The sequence below is a fragment of the Nostoc sp. FACHB-110 genome (assembly GCF_014697425.1).
GTDB lineage: Bacteria > Cyanobacteriota > Cyanobacteriia > Cyanobacteriales > Nostocaceae > Nostoc_B.
In genome coordinates this window covers 164,228-175,299 of the sequence record NZ_JACJRU010000013.1, presented here as the reverse complement: position 1 = coordinate 175,299, position 11,072 = coordinate 164,228, and the positions used below count along the sequence as shown (strand labels likewise).

Annotated in this window: 10 protein-coding genes and 3 pseudogenes; 7 read left to right on the top strand and 6 right to left on the bottom strand. The window is 39.2% G+C overall.

Annotated features, from left to right (window positions below; all coding sequences use genetic code 11):
• Window positions 1-478, bottom strand: a pseudogene (locus H6G69_RS15005) (hypothetical protein); the annotation flags it as partial.
• Between the two features lie 214 nt (window positions 479-692).
• Between H6G69_RS15005 and H6G69_RS15000 the strand changes: the two are divergent.
• Both H6G69_RS15000 and H6G69_RS14995 read left to right on the top strand, forming a co-directional pair.
• Window positions 693-3,869: a type I restriction endonuclease subunit R gene (locus tag H6G69_RS15000; protein WP_190688252.1), complete on the top strand. Its 3,177-nt coding sequence runs from the start codon at window positions 693-695 to the stop codon at window positions 3,867-3,869.
• A complete protein-coding gene (locus tag H6G69_RS14995) occupies window positions 3,866-4,564 on the top strand; it encodes a M48 family metallopeptidase (RefSeq protein WP_190688249.1) in 699 nt (232 codons plus the stop codon). Before H6G69_RS15000 ends, H6G69_RS14995 begins: the two co-directional genes overlap by 4 nt.
• Before the next feature lie 52 nt (window positions 4,565-4,616).
• Here H6G69_RS14995 and H6G69_RS14990 read toward each other — a convergent pair whose 3' ends face one another.
• The 4 genes and pseudogenes from H6G69_RS14990 to H6G69_RS34815 form a co-directional block, all read right to left on the bottom strand.
• Window positions 4,617-5,126, bottom strand: a complete 510-nt coding sequence (locus H6G69_RS14990; protein ID WP_190688246.1) for a TniQ family protein — start codon at window positions 5,124-5,126, stop codon at window positions 4,617-4,619.
• Complete coding sequence (locus H6G69_RS14985; RefSeq protein ID WP_190688242.1) at window positions 5,126-5,962, bottom strand: TniB family NTP-binding protein; 837 nt, start codon at window positions 5,960-5,962, stop codon at window positions 5,126-5,128. The genes H6G69_RS14990 and H6G69_RS14985 overlap by 1 nt, the downstream gene beginning before the upstream one ends.
• 3 nt (window positions 5,963-5,965) lie before the next feature.
• On the bottom strand, window positions 5,966-7,654 hold the full coding sequence (locus tag H6G69_RS14980; RefSeq protein ID WP_190688239.1) for a Mu transposase C-terminal domain-containing protein: 1,689 nt from the start codon (window positions 7,652-7,654) through the stop codon (window positions 5,966-5,968).
• Window positions 7,655-7,994: 340 nt separating this feature from the next.
• Window positions 7,995-8,078, bottom strand: a pseudogene (locus H6G69_RS34815) (IS1 family transposase); the annotation flags it as partial.
• On the opposite strand from H6G69_RS34815, the pseudogene H6G69_RS33915 reads away from it, so the two are divergent.
• From H6G69_RS33915 to H6G69_RS14960, 5 genes and pseudogenes are all read left to right on the top strand, one after another.
• A pseudogene (locus H6G69_RS33915) lies at window positions 8,073-8,300 on the top strand (IS701 family transposase); the annotation flags it as partial. The pseudogenes H6G69_RS34815 and H6G69_RS33915 overlap by 6 nt on opposite strands.
• Complete coding sequence (locus tag H6G69_RS34810) at window positions 8,297-8,365, top strand: pentapeptide repeat-containing protein (RefSeq protein WP_397326931.1); 69 nt, start codon at window positions 8,297-8,299, stop codon at window positions 8,363-8,365. The pseudogene H6G69_RS33915 and the gene H6G69_RS34810, both read left to right, overlap by 4 nt.
• A 22-nt stretch (window positions 8,366-8,387) precedes the next feature.
• On the top strand, window positions 8,388-8,489 hold the full coding sequence (locus H6G69_RS34805) for a pentapeptide repeat-containing protein (RefSeq protein ID WP_397326930.1): 102 nt from the start codon (window positions 8,388-8,390) through the stop codon (window positions 8,487-8,489).
• A 322-nt stretch (window positions 8,490-8,811) separates the two neighbouring features.
• A complete protein-coding gene (locus H6G69_RS14965; RefSeq protein ID WP_190688236.1) occupies window positions 8,812-9,828 on the top strand; it encodes a TOBE-like domain-containing protein in 1,017 nt (338 codons plus the stop codon).
• A gap of 321 nt (window positions 9,829-10,149) precedes the next feature.
• A complete protein-coding gene (locus tag H6G69_RS14960) occupies window positions 10,150-10,515 on the top strand; it encodes a hypothetical protein (protein ID WP_190688233.1) in 366 nt (121 codons plus the stop codon).
• A 108-nt stretch (window positions 10,516-10,623) separates the two neighbouring features.
• Here the strand turns inward: H6G69_RS14960 and H6G69_RS33910 are convergent, their stop codons facing one another.
• Entirely contained in the window at window positions 10,624-10,884 is a 261-nt protein-coding gene (locus tag H6G69_RS33910; RefSeq protein WP_242072070.1) for a hypothetical protein, read from the bottom strand.
• Between the last annotated feature and the right edge of the window lie 188 nt (window positions 10,885-11,072).

Genomic DNA, 11,072 nt, shown 5'->3' with positions numbered 1-11,072 from the left:
GAGATTTTACCGCAGACCCATGAAACATTTGTGCAAGTTGCAATGATTCGGTTAATGCTGAGAAGACTGGCTTAATTGATTCGTTTAATACTTTCCAAACATCCTCTAAGACAGAGCGCATAATTGCATTGGGATAGCATTCAACCTCAAAGGAATTTGGTAGAGTCAAACTACTCTCGACAAAGCTTTCTATTTTTTGAGTAAATTCCCCCAAAGCCCAATCGTATCTATTACCTAATTTGTTATTGCAATCGCTGCATATCGTTTTATAAGTCACTCCATTTTGAGACATTCTAGGACGAAATGAACGGTCTCCAGTCATTTCAGACAAAAGCTTATAAATAACTATATTTTTAGCTGGAGGACAAGCTTTAGGAGGCACATGGTCTTCTGATAATTCTTTCTCTAGTTGGCAGATGTTACAAATTTGGTCTTTCTTTTTAAACTTTTCTACAATTGATTGTTTGTAATTTCCCATAAACTAACTAAAAATATGTTCTTAATTTTACTTAGAGTATATCTCTAGCAGCAGCCTTACTATACTTAGCTTTATCGTACTACTTGTATACTATAAACCCAGTAAATATCAAAAATAATTGGTATAAAAGTAAATATAGCAACTAGGAAGTGATTCCCTCTAGTTGCAGTATAAAAAACTTAAATGCTGTCAAACTGCCCAAAGTTAAAAACTTATGCCAGAAAGCCCAGAATATACCCATGTAGAAAAACCCACCATTCAACAACTCTCTAGGATGGGTTGGCAGTACATAGAAGGCAGTTGGGACAATCCCGCAATTACCGAACGAGACAACTTTAAGCAAGTTCTACTGACACAACGCCTCAAAGCCTCTATCAAACGCATCAACTTAGATGACAACGGCAACCCTTGGCTAGATGATATCCAAGTTCAAACCGCAGTCAGTCAGTTAGAACGCCAGGGCGCAAACAGATTAATGGAAGCCAACCAAGCCGCCACAGATTTGCTACTCAAAGGCACTACAGTTTTAGGACAAGACGGCAAACAGCACACGGTGCATTTTATTGAATTTAATCCTAAACATTGCGATCGCAATGATTTTCTCGCCATCAATCAATACAGATTAGATCCGCCTTGGGCAACAGGTAATCGGGGGTTCATCGTCCCAGACATCGTACTACTTGTTAACGGCATCCCTTTAGTAGTGATTGAATGCAAAAGCCCCAGTCTAGATAACCCAATAACCGAAGCAATTCAAGACTTATTAAAATACTCCAATCAACGGGGTAGCAGCCAACCAGAAGGCGCAGAAAAATTATTCCACTACAATTTGCTGATGATAGCAGCCTCTAGAGGACGGGCAGCAGCCGGAACTATCGGCGCAAATTATGAACATTATGTTGAGTGGAAAGATACCATTCCTAGACCCCAAGCAGAAATTGCTGCACAATTAGGCGTTTCTGAATTAAATTCTCGCCAAACCCTCATCGCCGGGATGTTGAACCCAGCTAATCTTATCGACATTCTGCATAATTTTACTTTATTTAAAACCAGTGGCGGACGCACTATCAAAATTGTCCCCCGTTACCAACAATATCGGGCAGTTCATCAAGCTTTATACCGACTGCAACACAATCAAACCCGCGCCCAACATGGCACAGATGACCAACGCGGCGGGATTATCTGGCATACCCAAGGATCAGGTAAAAGCCTGACAATGGTTTACCTAATTCGGAAAATTCGCACTATCGCAGAATTACGCCGCTTTAAAATTGTTGTTGTCACTGACCGCCGAGACTTAGAAAGACAACTTGCAGATACCGCCGTCCTCACTGGAGAACCATTACAAAAAGCGAAAAAAGTTAGAACACTAGAACAATACCTGCAACAACCAGGTGCTGGCTTAGTCTTCGGAATGATTCAGAAATTTAAAGGCGGGGAAGATTCTGAGGAAGAAGCAGAAATTGAACCAATTCCCAAAAACCTCAATCCTTCCGAAAATATCTTAGTGCTAATTGACGAAGCACACCGTTCTCACGCCAAAACTCTCCACACCAATTTATTAGAAGCATTACCTAACTGTGTCCGTATTGGCTTTACTGGTACACCCATCATCAAAGCTGCCAAAAAAACCACGCTGCAAATCTTTGGTTCATTTATCGATGAATACAATATCCGCAAATCCCAAGAAGATAAAGTCACTTTGCCTATTGTCTACGAAGGATTAGAAGCTAGAGGCACTGTAACCCAAGGTGATGACCTCGACCAACTTTTTGAAATTATCTTTGCCGATAAAACCCCAGAAGAACGGGCGTTAATTAAAGCTAAATACGCGACTAAAACCCAAGTTGGCGAAGCACGGGAACTAATTAAAGCCAAAGCTAAAAGTATGTTGTGTCATTATATTGAGCGCATTTTAGCAGGAGGCTTTAAAGCGCAAGTCGTCGCCTCTACCCGTCTCGCCGCAGTCCGTTATCAAGAAGCATTTGTGGAAGCACAACGGGAAATAGTGCAGCAGCTAGAACACCGCGCCCCCATTCTGCAAAGTCTTGACGCGGAGGCTTTAGAATTGCGTGATGATGATCGTTTTTTTGCTCAAGCACTCCCACATCTGGAAATCATCCGCAAATTAGAATTTGCTACTGTGATTTCTGGTGATAAGGGCGATGATCCTAGCTGGAAAAAGTGGACAGATAAAAGTCAACAAGAAATTAATATTGAGAAATTTAAAAAACCTTTAGAGCAAGACAGTTTAGCGATTTTAATTGTCAAAAATATGCTGTTAACGGGTTTTGATGCACCGTTAGAACAAGTTTTATATTTAGACAGGTCACTCAAAGAATACGAATTGCTGCAAGCGATCGCTCGCGTTAACCGAGTGTATAATGACAAAAAAACAGAGGGCTTAGTAGTCGATTATTACGGTGTTGATATCGCTGCTGCTCTTTCAGTTTACGAGAATGTTGATACAGAATTAGCTTTGTTTGATATTCGTGCAGAATTACCAAAATTGCGCGACAGACACCAGCAAGTTATGGCACTATTCACTGAAAAAGGCTGCACAATCGATGATGTAGACGCTTGTGTAGACTTGCTCAGAGATGAACGACTGAGAGTCGAATTTAATGATTGTTTCAAAGATTTTCTCAACACTCTCGATACAATATTGCCACGACCAGAAGCACGTCAGCCCTATAATTTTGTGCGAGATGCCAAAAAACTTGGCTTTATTAAAAAAGCTGTTGCTGACCTCTACAGAGATGAAAAACTTAACATCGTTAGTGCAAAGGAGAAAGTTAGGGCATTAATAGACCAATATATTGAATCCCAAGGGATTGACCCCAAAGTGCCACCAATTGATATCATGTCCCTGGATTTTAAAACCCATGTCCAGCGTCATCGCTCAATTAAAGCACGAGCCGCAGAAATGGAATTTGCAGCCCGTCACTATATCAGTGTAAATTACGAAGAAGACCCAGTTTACTACAAAAACTTAAGTGAAAAGCTCACAGACATTTTGGAATCTTTATCTGAGAACTGGGAAGAAAAAGTTGAGGCATTACAGCAGTATATAGAACAAATACAAGCTGGTCGCACTACAGATGAGACTGGATTAGATCCCAAAACTCAAATGCCATTTCTCAATATTTTAAGTGAATACTCACAAAGACAACTCCCCGAACTTGCTCAAGCAACTGTAGAAATTGTTGAACACATCCGGCAAGAAGTACAACTGATAAATTGGGGTAGCCAAATAGTCCAAGAGGATTTAAGAAAGTGGATAGCTGGCTACTTGGATGATAATGATTTAGTTAGTTACAACCAATTAGAAGAAATCGCGGATAAATTAGTCGAACTAGCTAGGAGAAATCGTGATAATTTAATGGCATGACAACTATCACCTTTGGCGACCTGAGTTTTGAAATTCGCCACAGTTCTAAACGCCGCACTGTAGGTATTACCGTTGAACGTGACGGTCAATTAGTCTTGGCTTCTCCTCCAGGAGTACCAATAGAAACATTAGAAAAAATTGTGAATAAGAAACGTTACTGGATTTACAGTAGGCTTATAAAGAAAGAGTCATTCAATGCACCAGCTAACGTTAAGGAATACGTCTCAGGCGAAGGTTTTTATTATTTAGGACGCAGCTATCGCCTGAAAATAGTCGATGAGCTTCAAAAACAACCATTATTAAAACTATACCAAAGCCGCTTTGAATTACAGAGACAAGCACAAGCTCAAGGTCGAGAAAACTTTATTCAGTGGTATCGCCAACATCTTCAGACAATACTAGAACAACAAATTGCCACACTGATTAAACGAGTTAGTGCTTCACCTCGTTCTATCCAAGTACGCGAATTAGGTAATCATTGGGGTTCTTGCGGACACACAGGAGATTTATATTTTCACTGGCGAGTGGCGATGCTACCGCGAACGATGATTGAGTATTTGGTAGTTCATGAATTAGTGCATCTAATTGAACCGCATCACAATAGTGCATTTTGGGAGAGAGTTGAACGAATTGTGCCAAATTATCAAGAACGTAAACAGTGGTTAGCAGAGAATGGAGCAATTTATAACCTATAGAAATCGTGGAATAATGGGAGCGATCGCATTTAGACAAAGTTAAAATAATGTCTCAAATTTTTATAGGTTTTTGATAATTTACCATCTCTACAAATCTCATAAAACACCTCTGGCAATATCCATCCACCCACAACGCTGGAAATTTAAACCTCGCCCCGCAGTTAGGACATTCGGACAACAAAGTTATTGTGTGGCGATCACACCCTTGCGTTACCTTAAACTGCCATTCAATCTTGTGACATGGCGACTCGGCATAACAAGCACCACACAACCGAATCGGCTCCATTTTCATCCCCACCCCAGCAGGTGGTAACATTTGCGCTAACCTATCAGCTTCAACCCCCATCACCTTAACCAAAGCTTCTAATTGCTGGCGAGACGGTGGGGGGTTAAACCTAAACTTTTCCCATCGAGCGATCGCACCACCGAATCCTGCTGCTTTACCTAACCCAGTGGGCGTTAAATCATTTGCCCGTCGAAACCGTCCTAAAAAGTGGCTCAGACTTTCTCCATCTAAAGGTTCTATTTGAAACAGCCAAGGTTGAATCTTTGGCACTTCCATTATTTGTACTCTGCTGCTACTTCCTTCAAAGTTGCTAAATCCACCTTTTGTAATCCTTTCTTCAATGCTCGGATTGCTGCTTCTCTGAGAATCATATCCAACAAACCAATATAACCTCCCGTCGCTTCGCCTAAAGTTTTTAGCATAGTCTTACTGGAAAGATTGGAAGCAACTGGCAGCTGTAAAACTTTTTTTTCCCAAATTTCAACAGTTCGCTTAAATTCTTCCCCTGAGAATTTACCAAATCGATGGCAAGCCCGAAAGCGATTGTAAACCTGTTCATCACGCTTAATCACTGCATCCAGGCGATCTGTTCCTACTAAGACCACAGATATTTCTAATTCTTCACCAATGTCTCGTACATCTTTAAATGTATTTGGCTTCAAGCGGTCGGCCTCATCAATAATTAATGTCTCTACACCACAGCCTTTAAGAACCCGCCGAGTCCGCTCTCGAATTTCAGCTACTGTTCCCTTAGTCATTTGATACTTCAGATGCTCAATAATTAGCGTAAACAAGTCCTTAGAACTGCATTCTGGAGGAACTAAGATGTAAGCAACAGGAACTATTGGAGGTTTACCTGGCTGTTGTATTGGCTTATGTCTTAATCTGTAAGCATTGCAGGCCATAGTTTTGCCTGTACGTGACTCTCCAAGAATTCGACAGCATTGGCGAGCTTGACGCTTCCCTTCTAGCCAATCATGTAGAATTTGTACTTGTTCTAGTGGCACAAAACTTTTACGGTTTAATCGTTGAATTTCTGCTTGTAATTTCGCATCGTTTTTGGGTATATCACCCAATTGTTGAGCGACTTCTTGGGCTTGCTGTGAAGTCATTTTCTACCACCCGTAATCTTCGTGCATTTGTTCGTAATCAAAGACTTCCGGCATTTCCGGTTCTGGTAAACTTTCGATGGATGCTAGTTCAATTTCTATTTCTTTTTCAGGTTTAACTGGCAATATTTTTTTAGCTTTTTGGAATTCTGTGTTTTCTTGTTTTCGTCGTTCTTGTTTAGTGAGCTTTTCTTTGACAAAAGTATCGCGATCGCGTACCTCTGCCAAAAATGAACTATTACTAATAGTCTTACCCACTTGCCTGAGCTTACGGCTCATAGCTTTAGCCTCATCCAAAGACAATTGCTCAGTTTCTAAATCTTGAGCATATGCTCTAGCTAGAAACTCTTCTTTCTGGTCTTTTTGGCGATAGACCAAGATACTTGTTATGTCTCTGGGGTCATATCGTAGTACAACACTTTCGCCTGCATAACCTGCTAAGTTTTCTCCTCGATAAGTTAAATTTTCAAATTGTAAATATCCACCTCTGTAAATTGAGCGTCGCGTTTGCTTCATCAAACATATACGTAACTCTTCCTCTGAAATTAGTTTAGGAGCAGTAATTAGCCCTGCTTCCCATCGTTGATAACGAGTTTGATCGCCCAGACGAGCATCAATACTTTGGTTATATTTGTCTACGATGTAACGTACTAAAAGGCGTTCTAACTCTCTTAACGTAAGACAAGCCTCCTTCTCGGCTTGCTCTGGACGTTCCTGTACATTTGAACCTGTATAACCTGGCAAACTTGAAAAGAAGTCGGTGTTAAAGGTACCAAAAGGACGTTCAACAATGCCCCCTTCACTGGGTCGGTCACGCAAATCACAAGAAAAATCCAGTTGTACCCCAATTTGCTTCAAATGTTTAGAGTTAAAATCTGAGCCACCATCTGTATAAAAGTATTTTGGCTGACCATATGTTCCCCACTCTTCATGAAGTTCGTATTCTGGCCCGTACTGCTTCGGTAAAATTGCGTGACGTAGTGCCAATGCTACGACTTGAGAATTCCATGTAGCAAAACCTAAGTTTATTCCCATGATGCAGCGTGAGTAAGTATCTAAAACTGTTGTCAGCCAAGGACGACCCAGCAGTTCACCATGCTGATCTACGAGCAATATGTCTGCAAGAGTATGGTCACACTGCCAGACATGGTTACTGTATTCAACTTCTATGTATTCTCCATCACGGGTTTTGAGTGATATTTGAGATCCACGCCAACCACGATTCCTTATACTCGCTTTTTGTTCTTGCTGCTCAATTATTGGTTGCAGGACTCGATATACAGTCCTATAACTTGGATACTTCTGTTCCCCTAATTCTGCTGCTTTTGCTTTTACCCTGATAGCAACTTGTTGGGGAGTAATTCGCCTACTACCTTTATTACCTTCTTTATATGTATTGATAATGAACTTTTGCCACTCAGCATCAATACGGTGTTTACCTTTATCAGCCCGTTTTGTGGTTTGGAGTGCAGATAAACCCTCTTCCTCCCACTTTTTTACTAGCCGTCGTACTGTCCGTACTGACTTACCTAGTTTAGCTGCTACTTCCCTTTGCCTTTGCCCGTAAGTAATGCGATCGCATGGTTCTAGCAATTTCTGAATCATATCCAGCAAATGCCTATCATCTGCTGAGAGTTCAGTCACTATCTCATTAGTTTCTGGCTCTTGATCGCCCTTGTGAGGATCATCCAGCATATTTACATATATGTCCAATACAAACGTAGTTGTATTGTACTATTTAAAGGACACTTATTTTGTCAATTTTGGTAAAAATGTTGGCTTAAGTTATTTTTCAAACAAGGACAGATATTTTGTCATTTTTTCAAAAGAGGACAGCTATTTTGGCAATAAGTTTTTACTATGGCATTTTCAGGCTAAAATAATAAAACCCTTACCATGTAAGGGTTCTAAGGTCGGTATTTTCAAAGACATAAATTTGTCAAGTGGTCATTTAATTTGGCAATCGACAAAATTCTCAAAAACAACTCTAAAACAGAGAGATGCTTTTGTCTCCGATTTCTCTCAATCAAATTAGCTCAATTGCCCTAAATCCCATACCGTTAACATACGAGCGCAGACAACTTTGCTTGACTTCATCTGGATATCCTTTTGGTGGACTTATGAAAAAGGCTGGAAGAATATTTTGAATAATCTTCGTTTAATTGCACAACCTTTTATCCTACTTAATTTAATTCAACCTTGGCTTACAGTCTTTCATATTCCTCAACTGTCATTGGGATTTTCTCAACGTCAATCTATTATTTATAGACTCACTTCCCCAATGTTTATATTCCTAACTCACCCTAATTTTTTATTTTTCTCTGCTAAGAGTGACCAATGAGAGCTAATCTCCAAGGTGCTAATCTTCAAGGCGCAGATTTGCATTATAAGCGCAAATTTAGATAATGCTAACTTATTTGATGCCGATTTGGAGAAGGCTAATCTGACAGGGATAAGTATTGTCGGTGCAAACTTTCAAGGGGCTGATTTAGAAAAAGCCATTACACCACCAGGCTTAACAAACTACTAACAATATTTAGCCTGAGTATAGGGCTAATATTTGATTTGGGAAAAAATCAGTACACCTAAATCACCCTTCTTTCCTAGTCCCTGTCTCCAATCGGATTCGTCTATCAGTGAATATTTTCCGTTTTGAACCCTATTGTCACACTTGATAGTAGGGTTTTTGTCATTTTTTTCTGGTTAGGAATTATTGATATATATGTTTACTTCTACTTAAAGATATATTGACAAAATTTACTTGTATTTAATTTGTTAGCAATGGTATATGTAAGATACAATACGGTAAACCTAGCAATAAGCCGTAGTTAATTAATTAAGGGATAACGGCAGTGGGCATAGTAGTTGAGAATATATCCAAGCATTTCGGAAGTTTTAAAGCGGTTGATCAAGTTGATTTAACAGTTAAGAGCGGGTCTTTAGTAGCATTACTGGGGCCATCGGGTTCTGGTAAATCTACTTTGCTAAGACTAATTGCCGGGTTAGAAATGCCCGATAGCGGTAAAATCATCCTCACTGGCAAAGATGCTACTTATAAAAATGTCCAAGAGCGAAATATTGGGTTTGTATTTCAGCAGTATGCTTTGTTTAAGCACATGACTGTGCGACAAAATATTGCCTTTGGTTTAGAAATTCGCAAAGTTCAAGATAAAAAAATCAAGGGACGAGTTGAACAGTTATTAGAGTTAGTGCAATTAAAAGAATTAGGCGATCGCTATCCTTCACAGTTATCTGGTGGTCAAAGGCAACGGGTAGCATTAGCAAGAGCCTTGGCTGTAGAACCAGAAATATTATTATTAGATGAACCTTTTGGTGCGCTTGATGCGAAAGTGCGGAAAGATTTAAGAATCTGGTTACGTCATCTTCATGATGAGGTGAATGTCACCACTGTATTTGTTACCCACGATCAAGAAGAGGCGATGGAAGTATCGGATGAAGTCGTGGTGATGAATAAAGGACGTGTAGAACAGGTAGGTTCACCCGCCGAGATTTATGACAATCCGGCTTCCTCATTTGTGATGAGTTTTATCGGCCCTGTGAATGTCTTACCTAACACCGCCAGAATTTTCCAAAGCACCGGGTTTAATGCACCACACCCAGAAGTCTTTTTGCGTCCCCAAGATGTGATTATTGAAAAGTACCCTCAAGAAGCGACAGCATCCGCTAAAATCAGCCGTCTGATTCATCTGGGTTGGGAAATTCAGGTGGAATTAACTATAGACGATGGTCAAGTTGTGACAGCACACCTAACACGCGATCGCTTCAACGAATTAGAGTTAGAACCACAACAACAGGTTTACGTCAAACCAAAAGATGCTAAATCTTTTCCTGCTTATTACTCCGTCTAATAGTGAAAATCGATATTTCAGTTGAGGGAATAGGAGTTAAAAAATTCCTAATTCCCTTTTTTATTGCCTTTACTGCTTAACATTTTATTTAATTTGTCAAGATTTAATTATACATATTTTATATAAAAAATTGTTATGGAAAACACCATAATTAACATCCTAAAGGAAGAGGTCACTGACTAAATTTTTAAGACAAAATGAGATTAAGTTTTGTAAGCAAATAACTTGTCTGGCAATAGATAAAGTTACTAATATCCTTTTGCTTTTTAAGCAGGGATAAATTTGCTTTACTTCGCTTGATCACACACTTATAAATCTACAATGAAAAGTATAATTTTTGGTGGCTTAACTTTCTTGTTGATATCTACTACTTTCAGTCCTGCTTATAGCAGAGAAGTGATAGTAAATAATTCCAAAGCTTTAAGTGATATTTCAGAAGTCACTAATGCAATCAAGCCTTTTGAAATTGCTGGTTTGGCTTATCAAGGGCAATTGAGAAATCAGGGAATTCCTGGTTATGCTAGTCTGCTTCAAGCTTATCAAACTAGACAAATTAGTGCTAAAGATGTTGTTCGTAGTGCAGTTTTAGCTAACAAATTACCATCACATTTTTTAAATGACCAAGCATACATTAATGCTGTCAGAAATTCTCTAGATGGTTTTGTCAGAAATAACTTCATTAATTAATTTGATTGGGTTAGATCAGGACTTATTTGTTGACTCAATTTAAGTCCTGATATTTTTAATCGGTTTATCGTAATTATCTGGGATTTAAAAAAGTTTGAAAAAAGAATTTTATAATGACGTTGATGAATCATTATTATTGAAGAGTTGTTTTTTACTACGCTTCAATTGTTTCCAAAGAGATTTAATTTTTTTATAAGCTTCCTGTGATGTGAGCTTGCCATTTGTCTCTAAACTAGTGATAATGCCCACTTTCTGAGCAAATTCTTGGAGATTCGCATTAAAAATCAAGTTTTCTGGCTTAACCTGACCATATAGGAATCGTACTTGAATATTGCTAAGTATACTGAGAAACGAACCTTTGTATGGCAAGCTTCTAGCCAATTTGGTTTTTCAGAAATCAAATATGAGTCCTATAGTAGCGACTGCGAGGAGAAATAAATTGGTCTTTTTCTGGTTCACGCGGCTGTTGCATAGTTTCAGATTTTATTCAAAACTTTCTCCTCATCATAGCCAATCTAGTTAGATTTCTGCTTTGAAAATGCTGATTCTTGCTGCAA

Coding starts and splice junctions, on each gene's coding strand:
- H6G69_RS15000 (WP_190688252.1), top strand. CDS start 693: ATGCCAGAAAGCCCAGAATATACCCATGTAGAAAAACCCACCATTCAA.
- H6G69_RS14985 (WP_190688242.1), bottom strand. CDS start 5,962: ATGACTTCACAGCAAGCCCAAGAAGTCGCTCAACAATTGGGTGATATA.
- H6G69_RS14995 (WP_190688249.1), top strand. CDS start 3,866: ATGACAACTATCACCTTTGGCGACCTGAGTTTTGAAATTCGCCACAGT.
- H6G69_RS14960 (WP_190688233.1), top strand. CDS start 10,150: ATGAAAAGTATAATTTTTGGTGGCTTAACTTTCTTGTTGATATCTACT.
- H6G69_RS14980 (WP_190688239.1), bottom strand. CDS start 7,654: ATGCTGGATGATCCTCACAAGGGCGATCAAGAGCCAGAAACTAATGAG.
- H6G69_RS14990 (WP_190688246.1), bottom strand. CDS start 5,126: ATGGAAGTGCCAAAGATTCAACCTTGGCTGTTTCAAATAGAACCTTTA.